Origin of the sequence: Arcobacter iocasae, from assembly GCF_042214795.1 — a bacterium.
Lineage (GTDB): Bacteria > Campylobacterota > Campylobacteria > Campylobacterales > Arcobacteraceae > Arcobacter > Arcobacter iocasae.
In genome coordinates this window covers 334,629-351,519 of sequence record NZ_CP090177.1, presented here as the reverse complement: position 1 = coordinate 351,519, position 16,891 = coordinate 334,629, and the positions used below count along the sequence as shown (strand labels likewise).

At 28.4% G+C, this 16,891-nt stretch carries 15 protein-coding genes and 2 tRNA genes; 12 read left to right on the top strand and 5 right to left on the bottom strand.

The window, feature by feature from the left end; genetic code table 11:
* Positions 1-14: 14 nt before the first annotated feature.
* From LXN10_RS01860 to LXN10_RS01815, 10 genes are all read left to right on the top strand, one after another.
* The gene (locus LXN10_RS01860) at positions 15-1,145 is read left to right on the top strand and encodes a potassium channel family protein (protein WP_375724266.1); all 1,131 of its coding nucleotides are present in this window, start codon (positions 15-17) and stop codon (positions 1,143-1,145) included.
* Complete coding sequence (argJ, locus tag LXN10_RS01855; protein WP_375724265.1) at positions 1,145-2,326, top strand: bifunctional glutamate N-acetyltransferase/amino-acid acetyltransferase ArgJ; 1,182 nt, start codon at positions 1,145-1,147, stop codon at positions 2,324-2,326. Before LXN10_RS01860 ends, argJ begins: the two co-directional genes overlap by 1 nt.
* Positions 2,327-2,506: 180 nt before the next feature.
* Positions 2,507-2,728, top strand: a complete 222-nt coding sequence (locus tag LXN10_RS01850; protein WP_129100668.1) for a YdcH family protein — start codon at positions 2,507-2,509, stop codon at positions 2,726-2,728.
* Between the two features lie 114 nt (positions 2,729-2,842).
* Positions 2,843-5,413: a DNA gyrase subunit A gene (gene gyrA, locus LXN10_RS01845; protein ID WP_375724264.1), complete on the top strand. Its 2,571-nt coding sequence runs from the start codon at positions 2,843-2,845 to the stop codon at positions 5,411-5,413.
* Positions 5,414-5,415: 2 nt separating this feature from the next.
* Positions 5,416-6,453 carry an aspartate-semialdehyde dehydrogenase gene (locus LXN10_RS01840; RefSeq protein ID WP_375724263.1) on the top strand — a complete coding sequence of 346 codons (1,038 nt, stop codon included), beginning with the start codon at positions 5,416-5,418 and terminating at the stop codon, positions 6,451-6,453.
* The gene (locus LXN10_RS01835; protein WP_375724262.1) at positions 6,426-6,965 is read left to right on the top strand and encodes a YqhA family protein; all 540 of its coding nucleotides are present in this window, start codon (positions 6,426-6,428) and stop codon (positions 6,963-6,965) included. Before LXN10_RS01840 ends, LXN10_RS01835 begins: the two co-directional genes overlap by 28 nt.
* 22 nt (positions 6,966-6,987) lie before the next feature.
* On the top strand, positions 6,988-8,019 hold the full coding sequence (gene hemE / locus LXN10_RS01830; RefSeq protein ID WP_375724261.1) for a uroporphyrinogen decarboxylase: 1,032 nt from the start codon (positions 6,988-6,990) through the stop codon (positions 8,017-8,019).
* Positions 8,019-8,927, top strand: coding sequence for a radical SAM protein (locus tag LXN10_RS01825; protein WP_375724260.1), 909 nt, complete (start codon positions 8,019-8,021; stop codon positions 8,925-8,927). The genes hemE and LXN10_RS01825 overlap by 1 nt, the downstream gene beginning before the upstream one ends.
* Before the next feature lie 72 nt (positions 8,928-8,999).
* Positions 9,000-9,074 (top strand) — tRNA-Asn (locus tag LXN10_RS01820).
* 34 nt (positions 9,075-9,108) lie between these two features.
* Positions 9,109-9,183: transfer RNA gene (locus tag LXN10_RS01815), tRNA-Asn, on the top strand.
* A 340-nt stretch (positions 9,184-9,523) separates the two neighbouring features.
* Here LXN10_RS01815 and LXN10_RS01810 read toward each other — a convergent pair.
* From LXN10_RS01810 to LXN10_RS01790, 5 genes are all read right to left on the bottom strand, one after another.
* Positions 9,524-10,582 carry a tyrosine-type recombinase/integrase gene (locus LXN10_RS01810; RefSeq protein WP_375724259.1) on the bottom strand — a complete coding sequence of 353 codons (1,059 nt, stop codon included), beginning with the start codon at positions 10,580-10,582 and terminating at the stop codon, positions 9,524-9,526.
* Positions 10,518-10,841, bottom strand: a complete 324-nt coding sequence (locus LXN10_RS01805; RefSeq protein ID WP_375724258.1) for a helix-turn-helix domain-containing protein — start codon at positions 10,839-10,841, stop codon at positions 10,518-10,520. The genes LXN10_RS01810 and LXN10_RS01805 overlap by 65 nt, the downstream gene beginning before the upstream one ends.
* Positions 10,838-12,205: a hypothetical protein gene (locus LXN10_RS01800; protein WP_375724257.1), complete on the bottom strand. Its 1,368-nt coding sequence runs from the start codon at positions 12,203-12,205 to the stop codon at positions 10,838-10,840. The genes LXN10_RS01805 and LXN10_RS01800 overlap by 4 nt, the downstream gene beginning before the upstream one ends.
* Positions 12,206-12,333: 128 nt before the next feature.
* Complete coding sequence (locus LXN10_RS01795; protein WP_375724256.1) at positions 12,334-12,594, bottom strand: hypothetical protein; 261 nt, start codon at positions 12,592-12,594, stop codon at positions 12,334-12,336.
* Positions 12,595-12,666: 72 nt separating this feature from the next.
* The gene (locus LXN10_RS01790) at positions 12,667-13,680 is read right to left on the bottom strand and encodes a hypothetical protein (RefSeq protein ID WP_375724255.1); all 1,014 of its coding nucleotides are present in this window, start codon (positions 13,678-13,680) and stop codon (positions 12,667-12,669) included.
* Positions 13,681-13,850: 170 nt separating this feature from the next.
* Between LXN10_RS01790 and LXN10_RS01785 the strand changes: the two genes are divergently transcribed.
* On the top strand, positions 13,851-15,401 hold the full coding sequence (locus tag LXN10_RS01785; protein WP_375724254.1) for a hypothetical protein: 1,551 nt from the start codon (positions 13,851-13,853) through the stop codon (positions 15,399-15,401).
* Between the two features lie 72 nt (positions 15,402-15,473).
* On the top strand, positions 15,474-16,874 hold the full coding sequence (locus LXN10_RS01780; protein ID WP_375724253.1) for a hypothetical protein: 1,401 nt from the start codon (positions 15,474-15,476) through the stop codon (positions 16,872-16,874).
* Positions 16,875-16,891: the final 17 nt, after the last annotated feature.

Sequence of the window (16,891 nt, the reverse complement as noted above, 5' to 3'; positions counted from 1 at the left end):
AATAAAGTGCTTCTATGAGCATCTTTCATAAATTAAAAAAGTCCCTGGGTTGGGAACTTAGATCTTCTAAACCTGAATACGACCTAAACCCTCTAATATACTCACAACTAAAACCTTTTAGAGTACCATTAGTACTCGTACAACTATTGATGATGATTGGAACAGTTGGATATGTTCTTATTGATGGTTTCCCAATTTTAGATGCCATTTATCAAACAGGTATTACATTTACTACAGTTGGTTTTGGAGAAGTTGCTCCCATCTCAGATGCTGGTAGATTTTTCACCGTCACACTTATTATTATTGGGTTCGCTTTGTTTACCCTTTCAATTGCTGTACTTATTGAAGCAATTATAAAAGGTAACCTAATTGAACTATATAAGGAAAGAAATATGCTTTATAAAATTGCAAGACTTCGTAGACATTTTGTAATATTTCATCATAATGAATATACAATTCAATTAGCAAGACAATTTAGAGAAAACCATGTACCTTTTGTAGTTGTTGATCCAAGAGAAGATATGGAAGAAATATCAAAAGAGTACCACTATCCATATTATGTATGCGAAGAATCATTTACTGAAAAAGCATTTTTAAAATCTCACTTATCATCTGCAAAAGGTGTTATAACTTTATCAAGAAATATTTCTGATAATATTACTTTAATTGCTTCTGTAAGACTTTATGAAAAAGAGTTAGGGCGAAATAAACCATTTTTGATTATCTCAAATGCTGAGACTCAACATGATAAAGAGAGACTAAAAAAACTAGGAGCTGATAAAGTTGTTGCTTCTCCATCTTTGATGGCAAAAAGAGTTTCAGCAATGGCTGTTCGTCCTGATATGGAAAATGTACTTGAAGAGTTCTTATACAAACCTGATACTCCAATTGATATGGAAGAAGTGCTTGTAAAAGAAGATTCTTGGTTAGTATCTAGACAATTAAAAGATATTCATTTAAGGGATAGATATAAAGTTTCAGTAATAGGAATTACAGAAAAAAGAGGAAGATTTATTCAAATGCCTAAGGGAACTATTGTTATAGAAGGTAATTGTAAATTGCTTTTAGTAGGGAACCAAAAAGGTATAGCAAAAGCTAAAATATTAGTCAATCAAAAATATATGCCAGAGGAGTGTACAAAATAATGTTTTCAATTTTTCCAATAAAAGGTTTTATAGACCAAATTGATGGTTTCTATTGTGATGGAGTTTCAGCTGGATTAAAACCAAATAATAAAAAAGATATTGGTTTTATTTATAGTGATACTTTGTGTGATGTTGGAGCCGTTCTTACTAACAACAAGTTCCAAGCTGCACCTTTAAAACATTATCAAAGATATGAAAATGATTTTAAAACAAATTTTGTACTTATAAACTCAAAAAATGCAAATGCACTTACAGGTGAAAAAGGTATTGAAGATATTAATACAATATTTTCTTCATTAAAATTTGATATTACAAATCCTATTATGAGTTCAACTGGAGTTATTGGAAATAGACTTCCAATTCAAAAAATAGTTGATGGGGCGAACACTTTTGATTTATCAAGTAAAAACGGTGAAAATCTAAGCCAAGCAATTATGACAACAGATGCATATCCAAAAGCTTGTTTGTATGAAGTAAAACTTGAAGATGGAAGTAGTTTTAAAATAGGTGCAGTTGCAAAGGGTGCAGGTATGATTAACCCAAATCTTGCGACGATGTTATGTTTTATTTGTTCTGATGCAAAAGTTTCAAAAAAAGATATTGAAGAAGCATTAAATGAAAATAAAGAGACAACTTTTAATGCAATCTCAGTTGATGGAGATACTTCTACTAATGATACAGTTTTAGTACTAGCAAATGGAAAATCAAATGCTTATGATAAAGAAGCATTTAAAGAGGCTTTAAAGCTTGTAATGCATGATATGGCTATGTTAATGGTTGCAGATGGTGAAGGTGCTAAAAAGGCTGTTGCTTTTGAAGTAATAAATGCAGTAACAAAAGAAGATGCTATAACTGCTGCTAAAGCTTTATCAAACTCATTACTTGTAAAAACAGCACTATTTGGAGAAGACCCAAACTTTGGACGAATCGCTTCAACTATAGGAGCTAGTAGAATACAATGTGATGAAAACACTTTAGTTATTGCTTATAACGATGTTGTTGTATTTAACAAAGGTGAAATAGTATTTGATGCAAAATGCGAAGAAGATGCTGGAAAAGTTCTACAAAATAAAGAGTTCAAAATCGTTTGTGATATAGGACTTGGAACTCAAAGCTTCACTGCGTATGGTTGTGACTTGGGTTATGAGTATGTAAAAATAAATGCGGACTATAGATCGTAATTAATTATTTCAAAAGTGACAGTAAGTCACTTTTGCCCTTATGAAAATATAAATATAAATTCAGATTATAAATCCTACTTTTTACATTCAAAAACATAAAAATAAATCTAATTTATAAAACATAAAAGTCTAAGAATTTACTTGATATAATGTACCTACACTTCAACAAAAGGATTTAAAATGTTTCATGAATACAGAGAAGAAATAACAAAATTAAAGGCAAGTGATAACTATTTTCACAATCTATTTGAAAAACACAATGCTTTAGATGAAGAGATTGAAAGTTTGGTAAAATCTCATGGTGATGAGTTTACTATTGAAGCAAAGAAAAAAGAGAAACTAAAATTAAAAGACGAAGTTTTTAACGCTATTATTAAATACAGAAAAGAAAATAATTTATAAAAGTTAGCTTAAATTTTTACAAGGGGGAAAGTTTTAAGCTTTCCCCCTTTTTTATTCACAAATACTAAGTAAAATTTGGATAAAATATCTAAATTTTATAACAAGGCAATATCAATGGAAAACCTTTTTGAAAATCAAGATATTATAGATATTAATATCGAAGATTCCGTAAAGTCTTCATACTTAGACTACTCGATGAGTGTAATTATTGGTCGAGCTTTACCAGATGCTAAAGATGGATTGAAGCCAGTACACAGAAGAATACTATTTGCAATGCATGATTTAAATATGAGCGCACGAGCTCCTTATAAAAAATCAGCGAGAATCGTTGGGGATGTTATTGGTAAGTACCATCCACATGGTGATACTTCAGTTTATGATGCACTTGTAAGAATGGCACAAAGTTTCTCTATGAGAGAGCCACTTATTGATGGACAAGGAAACTTCGGTTCAGTAGATGGTGATAGTGCAGCAGCGATGAGATATACAGAATCAAGATTTACTAAAATCTCAGAAGATATTTTAAAAGATATAGATAAAGATACAGTTAACTTTACAGCAAACTATGATGATACTTTAAAAGAGCCATCAGTTTTACCTACAAGAGTTCCTACGCTACTTATGAATGGTTCTGAAGGTATTGCAGTTGGTATGGCTACAAAGATTCCTCCTCATAATTTAAATGAGTTACTTGATGCAACAATGCATATTCTTGATAATCCAGAAGCAACAGCTGATGAATTAATGGAATTTATCCAAGGTCCAGATTTCCCAACAGGTGGAACTATCTTTGGAAGAAGAGGTATTATAGATGCATATAATACTGGTCGTGGAAGAGTTAGAATCAGAGCTAAGCACCATATTGAAACAAGAGGTAAAAAAGAGATTATTGTACTTGATGAATTGCCTTATCAAGTAAATAAAGCAAGACTTATTGAGCTTATTGCAAATCTTACAAAAGATAAACAAATAGAGGGTATCTCTGAAGTAAGAGATGAATCAGATAGAGATGGTATTAGAGTTGTAATTGAACTTAAAAAAGATGCCATGAGTGAAATAGTTATGAATAACTTATATAAGTCAACTCCAATGGAGACAACTTTTGGAATTATTCTTTTAGCTGTATATAACAAAGAACCAAAAGTATTTACTTTACCTGAGTTATTAAATGTATTTATTTCACATAGAAAAACTGTAATTATCAGAAGAACAATATTTGATTTAGAAAAAGCAAAAGCAAGAGCACATATCTTAGAAGGTCTAAAAATTGCCCTTGATAATATTGATGAAGTTGTAAAAATCATCAGAGCAAGTGCAAATGATGCTGATGCAAAAGAGAAATTAGAATTGAGATTTGGATTAAGTGCAATTCAATCACAAGCTATTTTAGATATGAGATTAGGAAGATTAACAGGTCTTCAAAGAGATAAATTAGAAGCTGAATACCAAGAGTTGATGACTATAATTGCTGAACTTGAATCAATTCTAAAATCAGAAGAAAAACTTGTTGAAATAATTAAAGAAGAGTTAACTGAAATTAGAGAAAAATATTCATCTAAAAGATTAACTGATATTGAAGACTCTTATGATGAAATTGATATTGAAGACTTAATTCCAAATGAGCCAATGGTAGTTACTATTACTCATAATGGTTATGTAAAAAGAGTACCAATCAAATCTTATGAAAAACAAAGAAGAGGTGGTAAAGGTAAAGTAGCCGTTACTACACACGATGATGACTTTATAGAAAGATTCTTTGTAACTAATACCCATGATACCTTGATGTTTGTTACAAACATGGGGCAATTGTACTGGTTGAAAGTTTATAGAATCCCAGAAGGAAGTAGAACAGCTAAAGGTAAAGCAGTTGTAAATCTTATCAACTTAAGACCTGATGAGAAGATTATGGAGATTATTCCAACAAGTGACTTTGATGAGTCTAAATCTTTAGCCTTCTTTACAAGAAATGGTGTTGTAAAAAGAACATCACTATCAGAATTTAGTAACATAAGAAGCAATGGTGTAAGAGCGATTGTTCTTGATGATGCTGATGAGATTGTAACAGCTAAGATTACAACTCCTAGTACTCAATTCTTGATGATTTTCACAAGTTTAGGTCAGTGTATCAGATTTGATGTTGAAAAAACAAGAGAACAAGGTAGAAGTACAAGAGGGGTAAGAGGTATCAAGTTTAAACATGATAGTGACTTTGTAGTTGATGCAAATGTTGTTGATAATATTGAGCAAGAGTTATTAACTGTATCTCAAAAAGGTATCGGAAAACGAACAACAGTAGAAGAATATAGAGAGACAAATAGAGCAGGTTCTGGTGTTATTTCTATGAAACTAAGCGCTAAAACAGGTACTGTTGTAGGTGCTGTATTAGTTGATGAAGCACAAGACTTGATGATTTTAACTTCTATTGGTAAAATGATTAGAGTGGATATGCAAACAATAAGAAAAGCTGGAAGAAATACTTCAGGTGTAATTATTGTAAATGTAGATGCAAAAGATAAAGTTGTATCTATTGCAAAATGTCCTAAAGAAGATGATGATGAATTAGATATCGAAAATGCTGATACTATGGATGGTATCAATTTAGATGAGTTTAATCTTAAAGATAAACCTGAAGAAGAGAATAACGATACTAATAAAGAAGATGATAATATATTAGGAGAAGATTAAAAATGAGAAAATTTAATGTAGCAGTTGTTGGAGCTACTGGTGCAGTTGGTGAAGAACTGTTTAGAGTTATGGAAGCATATGACTTCCCTGTTAATAAAATAGTTCCCTTAGCAAGTGCAAGAAGTTTAGGTAGTACTATTGAGTATAAAAATAAAGAAATAAATGTTTTAGAGTTAACTGAAACTTGTTTTGAAGAAAATGAAGTAGATATTGCATTTTTTAGTGCAGGTGGTTCTATTTCTGAGAAATTTGCAAAATATGCTGTTGAAGCTGGTGCTGTAGTTATTGATAATACAAGTCACTTTAGAATGGATGAAAATGTACCTTTAGTAGTACCAGAAGTAAATCCACAAGATATAGCTTTATGGAAAGAGACTGGAATTATTGCAAATCCAAATTGTTCTACTATTCAAATGGTACTGTCTTTAAAACCACTTGATGAACTTTATGGAATAAAAAGAGTTGATGTATCTACTTATCAAGCCGTTTCTGGAGCTGGTAAAAAAGGTATGGAAGAACTTATAAAACAAATGCAAGATATGTTAACTTTCAAATTAGATGAAACAAAAATTGAAGCTTTTGCACATCAAATTGTAAATAATGTTATTCCTCAAATAGATGTAGCCCAAGCTAATGGTTTCACTAAAGAAGAGATGAAGATGGTAAAAGAAACTCAAAAAATCATGCACAAACCAATGCAAATAGCAGCTACTTGTGTAAGAGTTCCAGTATTAAGAAGCCATTCAGAATCAATTACTGTTACATTTACAGATGGTGTAGACGTTGATGTAAATGAAGTAAGAGAAGCTTTAGCAAAGTTTGAAAATGTAGAAGTAATAGATGATCTTGAAAACAATGCATATCCTATGCCAATTGTTTCAACAGATACTGATACTACATTTGTAGGAAGAATTAGAAAAGATATCTATTCTTCTAATGTTGTTCATTATTTTAATGTAGCTGACCAAGTAAGAGTAGGGGCTGCGACAAACTCAGTTAGAATCGCTCTTAAATGGATAGAAATGGAAAACGAAATTTAATGATAGAAAAGCTTTTTGAAGCTTGCATGTGGAAGACAAGATTTCTTGTCCTCTCTGCAGTTATCTTTGGACTAATCGGTGCATTAGTTCTTTTTATAATCGCTAGCATGGATATATATGCTATGGCAGAATATGCTTTTAAAACTATAATTACTCACTCTCATCCTCAAGATTTTCATGAAGATATTGTAGGTGGTATTATAGGAGCAGTTGATTTATATCTTATCGCTGTTGTTATGTTAATATTTTCATTTGGAGTATATGAACTTTTTATCTCTCCAATTGATCATTCAGAAGATGCAAAAGAAGATTCAAAGATTCTATCAATCACAACATTAGATCAACTAAAAGATAAAATAGCAAAAGTTATTGTTATGGTTTTAGTTGTTAACTTCTTCCAAAGAGTTTTACATACTCAATACAATGGCGCACTAGAAATGTTATATTTCGCCCTTGCTGTTACTGCACTAGCAGTTGGACTTTTCTTTTTAGGAAAAGTTGGAAAACACTAAGAATACTAAAGGAAAATTATAAATGTCAAAAATATTTGTTGATGCATGTTTTAGAAAACCAACACCTTATACACCAGTATGGATGATGAGACAAGCGGGAAGATACCTACCTGAGTATATGAAAGTAAGAGCACAAGCTGGAAACTTTTTAAACCTATGTCACAATCCAGAATTAGCAGCAGAAGTTACTATTCAACCACTTGATATAGTGGGAGTTGATGCAGCAATTTTATTTAGTGATATTTTAGTTATTCCAAATGAAATGGGTATGCACCTTGAGTTTATAAAAGGTGAAGGTCCAATCTTTAAAGACCCAATTAAAACAGAAGCTGAGGTTGATGCTTTACTTGGTGGAAGTGAAGCTGCTGATAAACTAACTTATGTGTATGAAACTATCAAGTTATTAAAACAAAAACTACCAGAAGATAAAGCTCTTATTGGATTTACTGGTGCTCCTTGGACATTAGCAACTTATATGATAGAAGGACAAGGAACTAAGACATACAATATCTGTAAAAAGATGATGTACTTAAATCCAGAGCTTCTACATAAGATTTTAAGAAAAGTAACTGAAGTAGTGAAACTATATATGGAAAACCAAATCAAAGCAGGTGCAGATGTTGTTCAAATCTTTGATTCATGGGCAGCAGCAATTGAGCCAGCTAAATATGATGAATTTTCTTGGAAATATATGGTAGAGATAGCTGAATATTTAAAAGAAAAATATCCACATATTCCTATTATCATGTTCCCAAAAGGTGTTCCAGCATTTTTAGATAAAGTGTATGGAAACTTTGATGTATTTGGTGTAGATTGGGCTACTCCAATGGCACTTGCTAAAGAAAAATTAGGTGATAAGTATGTTTTACAAGGTAATATGGAACCTTGTAGATTATATTCAAAAGAAGCAACTACAAAATGTGTTGAAGCAATTCAAGATATTATGCAAGGTGATGGACATATTTTTAACTTAGGTCATGGTATTTTACCTGATGTTCCTGTTGAAAATGCTATTCACTTTGTAAAAGAGTGCCAAAGAGTTAGTAAAAAATAGTGTCTAATATAATCTTTGGTCCTATTCCTTCACGGAGATTTGGTATCTCTTTAGGAGTAGATTTATCCCCTGATACAAAACAGTGTAATTTTGACTGCTTATACTGTGAATTAAAGCCTGCAAAAACAGTTGATAAGATGGATTCATACCCAAGTGTAGATGAAGTCTTAGAGGCTATTAAAGACTCTTATGAGAAACACCCAAAAATTGATGTTATAACAATCACTGCAAATGGTGAGCCAACACTATATCCAAAACTAGATGAGCTAATTACAAAAATAAATGAAATCAAAAATGATACTAAGACATTGATATTATCAAATGGTGGTACTATATATGATAAAAAGATTTTTGATGCTTTATTGAAATTTGATACGGTGAAATTATCACTTGATTGTGTAAGTCAAAAGTGTTTTAAAAAACTAGATAGAATCCACAATAATATTGATATAGAAAAAATAATCGAGTCAATGATAGAGTTTAGAAAGAAAACAAATAAAAGCTTTGTACTAGAGATACTTTTTGTAAAAAATCTAAACGATAAAGATGAAGAGATAGAATTGTTATATGAAGCTGTTAAAAAGATAAATCCACATAGGGTTGATATTGGTACTATTGATAGACCACCAGCTTATGAAGTCAAACCAGTAAGCTTTGAGACACTAGAAAGTATTGCAAAAAGATTTGAAAACATAAATGTAAATATCGCATATAAAAATAGACCAAAACAGATAAACTCTTATAGTAGTGAAGAGATATTATCTATGCTAGAGCGACGACCTTTAACAGTAGAAGATATCAATAATATGTTTGATGAAAATAGTAAAAAAGAGTTAGAAAAGCTAATAGAAATGTCAAAAATTTCATTAGTAGATAGTGCAGGCTTAAATTTCTATAAAATTTGCTAATTTTAGTAAAATTTCCTTGACAATAAAAACAAATTTTACTATACTTCCACTCCATTTAAAGAGAAGAAAGATTCCGGCATAGCTCAGTGGTAGAGTAGATGACTGTTAATCATTTGGTCCCTGGTTCGAATCCAGGTGCCGGAGCCATCAAACTTCTTTTTAAATACCTTTTTATACAAGTTCCGGCATAGCTCAGTGGTAGAGTAGATGACTGTTAATCATTTGGTCCCTGGTTCGAATCCAGGTGCCGGAGCCACTATCCCAAAACCCCCTAAAAAACGTACATTCAAGAGATTTAAATTTGTTACTGTGCCCAAATTGTGCCCAAAATCAATTTTTTTACCTTAATTTTTGACTTATTTTGAATACTTTTAAAAATCTCTTTTTTTAGACAAAATTGATTGATTTTAAAATTGTAAAAATTTTGCAATTTTTTTTCTTCAATTGTGCCCAAAATGAACTTCTATTGAAAAAGTTAGAATTCTGTATATGCCTATATATAGACTTTAGAGTGTAGTTTGATGTTCTGTTTTACTGTACCCAAAATGTTCCCAAAAAATACTCAAATTTTGAATTATTTTTGAAAAAAACTAGGCTTATTTTAGAAAAGTTGCTCTTTTTTTGTCTTTTCTTTTAATATATCTAGCATATTTTGATAAGGTCATTGTTGAATCTGTATGTCCTAACATATTTGAGACCCAAAGAATATCTTCATTGTGTTCTATCATAATTGTTGCAAAAGTATGCCTAGTATGATAAATGGGTCTATATTCTAAACCAACCTTTTTTAATATCTTTTTCCAATGAGTATCTCTTATTCTTTTGATATCATAAATATGTTCATCATTTTCATTTAAAAATACATAAGACCTTTTTTGTCCAGTTAATTTGTATTGGTCTTTTAGATAAGGTAAAAGATAATCAATAATATCAATAACTCTATTACTATTTTCAGTTTTAGGTCTTGATATTTCTCCCATCTTTATTGTTCTTGATATTGAAATTTCTAATTTATTAAAATCAATATCAGACCATCTTAATCCAACCATTTCTCCACTTCTCATACCCGTAAAAAAAGCCAAAGCAATAAAGTTCTTAACTTGTCCCTCACAGTTATCAAGAATAGTTTTAATTTCTCTAAGACTAAAAGGTTTTATCTCTACTCTTTGTGCTCTTGGAACTTTTACTACTGATAAAGGACTATATTTTACAATGCCATCTTTAATTGCATCATTGTAAAGAGTTGTAAGTACTGTTCTTAGTGTTTTAATTCTTCGAGGACTTAAACCTTTATCGAGTAGGGCATTTTGCCAAAGCTCTATATCTGATGGTTTAACAGCATCTAACCTTTTTTTAGCAAAAGTGCTTTGTATATGGGTATGATATCCATTGTAATAATCTATATGCGTAGAATATTTCCTTGTTGCTTCATGTATTTTAAATGATTTATATACAAATTCATCTATTGTCGGAATTCTAACTTCATTTTTAAAGAACTCGCCTGTATTCAATTTGTATTGAAATTCAGGCATATATGTTTCTTGTGCTAACTTTCTATTTCTCTTAGTATCTTTTAGATTTAAACTTCGTTTATACCTTTTTGATTGATGATAAAATGTTATCCACAGTATATCGTCTCGACTGAATAATTTCATGGTTTTCCTTTCCTACCACCCAATCGTCAATCTCAACTCTATCATATAAAATCTTACCAGTTTTTTTATAAAAATGTAAATTCTCAATAAAAACTTCTTCTTTTAATTTGTAGATTCTATCTTTAGAATAACCAAGGTATTTAGCTAGTTCTTGTGTATTTAGCCATCTTTTAGTTTGAATTGATGCTAGGGCTTTTTTAATTGTTTCAATATCATTTGCTATCTCTTTTATTAGGTTTATATTTTCCATCTCAATCATAGTTTTTTATCCTCCTTTTCCAAACAATCACTAACACTAAGAACAGGAATCAAACCTCTTTTAATCAACTCTTTTTGAGCCACCAAATAAATATCAAATTCCCTTTTACTTTTGTGTTGATGTTTTAAAGCTTTCTCATAATAAACTTGTAAATCATAATCACTCAAACTTGAAATAGAAACAACATCAACAGGCTTAATCAAACTACCATCTTCTAAAAGTCTAAGATTCTCTTTAGTATTATCATTTTCATGTATAACTTCAACATCAATATATCTTTTCTTAATCTCTTTATTCGTAGTAACTCTTTTAAGGCTCTCTTTTGCCTTATAAAACAATAATTCCAAGTAATCAGTATCAATGTTAAGATTATTAATAAAAGCTCTTCTAACAAGCGATATGAATTCAGTCTTAAATTTATAATCATCATATATACAAACTGCTCTTTTAACTTTAATAAGTGGTAATTGTATTTGTAAAAAATCATCTAGTTTATATGATTCTTGTATATGTTCCCATATTGGAAGAGTATTTGCTCTTGATTTAGAATTATTCTTTATGTCATTATCTGTAATATTTGATACATCAACAAGTCTTAATTGATTCATAGAATCTTTAAAAAGATTTTCTGCATTAGATAACAGTTCTTCAATAGTTGATATATTAAAAGTCTTTAAATAAGTTCTATGTATTTCAAACTCTATATTAAATACATCATTATCCATATCAAAGCCATTATTCATAAAGTACTCATACATTAAATCTTTTTTCTTAGATTTTTTAAGTTCCTCTTTTTTATCATAGATTCTAAGTTTAAAAGGCTCTTTACCTATATATAGGGTTTGTGTCTTAGTTGAACTTCCTATTTCACTTATAGTTGAGTATTGTCTTTTTCTTGTTACAAACATATTTTTAGTTATAAAAGAAAAGTCATATTGAATAAAACAGTTTAAATCTGCTCTAGTAATTGGATAGTATCCTGTAATATAATGTTTTAAAAGTATGTTATTAATAAACTCAGTTAAACTACTTATTCCAATAGTATAAATTCCAACTCCTTGAAGTTGAATTCTAATATCATTTAATCCTCTATTTTTATATTTATCTTTAAATCCTATTTTAAAAAACTCATTAATATCTTTAAACCAATAAAAACCTTCTGCTTTTCCAAGATAGTTTAGAGGTATATCATTGATTGTAATATTTATATCATTGTTTTCAAACTCAATATCTTTTCTTTGAAATTTACCTTTGAGTTCTTCTATTTGGTCTAGGATTTCTATAAATAAATCATCATAGTTTTCGTTTGATTCTGCAAAATAGTAAAGTGAATCAATACCATGAAGCATTTTTATATCATGCATATTATTTCCTTTATCCGTTAAGAAAGGGGTATTACTATATACCCCTTAAAAATATTGCTTTCCACCCTTAAAAAAATCAAATAAACCTCCGTTTCTTTGGATTTTTTATAAGTGTGAAAAGCATTTGATTAAATACCGTAATATTTAACATCACCAATTATTGCAACATCAACTTCAATTGTTTTTCCAATTTTATCTTTAGTATAAAGTTTTACTTTAGACTCTGGAATACTAATATCTAGTAATGTCATCTTAGTTGAGCCATCTTGCATATTCTGATGGCTCATTAGCTGTAATTTTGTCTTTCCATGCGTTACAGCATTTGTCTTTTTATCTGTAAAGTCATTTGCTTTATAGATTCCTATTAATTCTGCTTTTAGAACTAACATTTTTTATCCTTTGTTTGGATAATCGATTATCGTGTTTTTATTTGTAATTACATGAGGGAAGTTTAGAGGATTTTATTTTTTAATTAAAGAGGAATATTTTGGATTAATTCTAAAAAATTCCAGTGGATATTTTTGTAAAAATAGTATATGGGGAGATTCTAATAATCCTTTCATTTCTGATGTTAAAAAAAAGTGATTTATTCTAGTATTTGGATTTTCACTTTTAAGAATTTTAATAAACATTGCTTTGATTTGTTTTTGTTTCTGTATAGGATAAGGATTTTTTTTACTTGAACCAAATATTGGTAAAAAGGATAGGGTAGAGGAAAGATAAATATAGTTATTAAACTCTTCATCATTGGGAGGTTCTTCATCAAGTACATAGGGTATTATTTCTGATATTAGTTCTTTAGATTTTGTATCTTTTATTTTTAGATAATTTTTAAACTCATAATGAAGTAATATACCTAGATTTTTTATTAGTGCTTTTTGAGTTGTTTTTTGAATGAGTTTATCATCAAAGAATTTTACTATTTTTGTAACTGTATCTTCATTTTCTGTATAGAGTAAAGATGCTTTTGTAATATCTGTTAGAGTATAAATACTTAGGAAGAATTTTAATAGGTCTTTATTTTTTTTAAATAGATTATAGAAATACCAATTTACTCTTAGTTCTCCTTTTGAGGAAATAGCATTGTTCCCTACGACCATATTTTTATATCTGTTAGTTTCTCTAGTTACTTTCTTTTTATCTGATTGAATATCTGCGAAGTATTTCTTTGGATAATTTGGTTGATTTATAAATTCTAATGCTTCAAAAGTTATATTTATTAGCCACATGATTTTATATAATTCCCTGTATATCATTTGATTTTCTATTTTTATTACTTTGTCATGTTTGATTATTTCTTCTATTGTTGAAAGTGATAATTGATTGAAAGCATTTATGTTAAAAGTTGGATGATGTTTTAGATAAAAATTTAGGGTGTTGTTTATTATGTCTTTTTTATAGTGTATGTCTATTGGGTATGTGTAGTTTTCTAGGTAGAGGTTGTTAATATAGTTTTTATTACTTTGAACTAACAATTTTATTTTCCTTTCAATAGTGAAATTATACTGTAATCTTTAGAATATTTATGTATAATTTTCTTGTAATAACTAAAGTAAATAAATATTTTAAATAATAAAACTGGAGAACAAAGTAATAACTTTGAAACAAATATCTTAAGTCTCAAATTTTACAGATAGGAGTTATATTGAAAACATTAAAAAATACTGGTATCACCGAATTTGAGTATAAAGAAATGATACAAAAAACTAAAATATCAGAAAAAAAACTAAATTGGATATATCAAGAGTTAGATAAAAATGTTAAACAAATAATAAATGGTTTAAACATTAAGTTTATCAAAGAGTTAAAAATTGATTTTATAAATCCAAAGAACATACGCAAAGAAGATAAAAACATTGAAAATGCTTGTGTTATAAAAGTTGATATTAACCATTATAAAATAGTTATCTTTCCTAAATTAATTGATGAATTATTTAGACATGCTCATTTTGTAATGAGTTATAGTAAAATTTTTAAAAGTCTTGATAGAAACCATAAAGATATTAATGTTTTAACAGAATCTATACTTTTATATTGGTTAGATTTCATATTTTTTCATGAGTATGCCCATATAATTTGGGGGCATTTAGATTTTAAAGTTAATGAAAATTATCAGATAAATGAAATTAATAACAATAATGAATTTAGTGATGATGAAATTGAAATTATAAGAGTATTAGAAGCAGAAGCTGATTATTACGGTTCTAGATTTGCTTTTGGCAGGTATAATCTATCCAAAACTAACTTGTATGAATATTTTAATGCAAAATGTGATGAATATGAAATGATAGAAGATTATATATTAAGTATTAATTTTTTATTTGAATGGTTCGCAGATAAATGTAAAGAAGTAAATGAAACTAGACTACATCCTTTACCTTATGAAAGGTTGAGTGTTATACTCGAAGGGATTATGAGTACACCAGACAATAATATAAAACATCTTAATAAATTTGAATTTCAACTTACCTGTATGAGAGCTTCAATTCATCATAAAGATAGTTTAGCAATGAGTGTAGATGATTATCTTGTATTGGTAAAAAAAGGGGCAGATTTTATTCAACATGCAAATAAAATCAAAGAAAACTATATAATCCCTTATCGTAAGATATATGGAATAAATAAAGACAGTAGTTTTAGTGAAAAATCTGAAGAATTATTTAAAAATGAAGAATTGATAAATAAGTGTCAAAGATTTATAAAAGAACCTACCAAAGAAAAAGAATTTTTTGGTTTTTTAACAATTGATAGTTTGACTCTTACAGGTAATTCTAAAAAATTTAGGAATATTAAATTAAAAAAACTAATAAATATTATATATGAAGATATGTTTAATTGTGTAGGTAAAATGAGTTTAGTTTATCAATTTTTACCATATGGCCATCTTTTAATGTTTTTAATTTTAATTAAGGATGGTTCTAAGCTTAATAATAAAATTAATTTAGAAAAAACTATTAATATTAATCCTGAACAAGGACTTTGTTTATTGGCACTATATCATTTAACATATCGAATAAATGATGAGTCAAAAGGTGTTGACATTCAACTATTAGAAAAATGCTGTAATAAATTATATAAAACAAAAGGTTTTAAAGTAAATAATTTAGAAGAAATATTAGAGGAACTTGAAGAAATTGGTTGTATAGAAAAAGAGCAAAACCTTTGGTACTTAAAGGAAGAGATGAAAATTGTTTAAAAGAATTAAAAATTAAAAAATTTATTTTCTGTAGTAAGAGTTAAGAAATACAATATTTTCAAAAGGACAACAATGACAAAAGATATATTAATAGAAGAAGTTGGTAAGTTTTCAATAGCATCATGGTTAATGCTAATTTATTTATTAGAAAAGAATGGTATTCAAAAAGATTTTGAAAAAACTCTTAGTGTGAATGAAAAAATGTGTTTATATAGTTTTGCATTAAGACAAGGCTTTCTTGATTTAATTATTAGAGTATCATCTTTTGATGAGGATAATGGAGTTTCGCCTACGGTAAAAGATTATATTAGATTAGTGGGTTTATATTTAATGTTATGTCAAAAAGATATAGATTTAGTAAAAAGATTTGAAGTATCAATGACAAGACAATTACATCATATACAGGGAGTTGCAGTTAGTATAGTAAATTATATGGGAAGAGTATTTGGGTTATATTCATTAATGGATACAGAATTAAAACAAAAAATTGGATTAGATTCAAAACAAATAGTTGCGTTTACACTTTTAATGAATAAAATTAGATACAAAGAAACTTCTTTTTGGTTAAGTTTTTCAATCGACGATGAAGAAATTCAAAAATTTTGTAAAGTATATGATATTAAGAGAAAAAACTTATTTCAATTTCTTAATTTTCTTAGTTTGTCTCAATCTAAATATAAGCAATTAGCAAAAGAAAAGGGCATAAGTAAAAAGAAGCTTGTTTATGATGTAAATTGTGCAACTAAACCAATATTTGAAGTAAATGAAGCATATATTATTCCAAGTATACAATTATTTGCAAATACAATATCAAGAAATTTATTTGATATTGTATTTAATCTATCTACTAATCAATCAAGATTCAGAGATAGATTTGGAAAACTTTTTGAAAATTACATTAAAGATATTACATCATATTTTTATAATATAGATATTGATTATGATGAAGAGTTTTTTGAGAAAGGAAAAAAGAAGCCAGAGTTTATGATTCAAGTTGAAGATACATATATTATTGTAGAAGCAAAAGTTTTACATATAGAAGCACAAAAACTTTATTCGGAAGATGAAGAAGCAGTATATAAAACTATTAAAAACACATTGCCAACAGCATTTAAGCAAATTGATGAAGCTTATACCTCTATCCAAAATCAAAAAGTCTATGGTATTATTATTGCTCATTCAAATTTTGAAACATGGATGTTATTTAAATGGGTATTAGAAGAACAGAATAAAAAAAAATATAATGAAAATATTGTTGTTATGTCAATTGATGAATATGAACAATTAATATCTAGTGATTCAGGTAAGATTATTAAACATATTGAAAATAAGATTAGTGGGTATAAGAAAAAAAATATGCAGTTTTCAGGATTTATAGAACTTGCCTTTCAATCAACTTATGCTGAAAATAAAATTAAAGTACTTCAAGATGAATTTAATACTTTATATACTACTGATATTGAACTAAAGTAAAAGTGATTAGTAGAAGA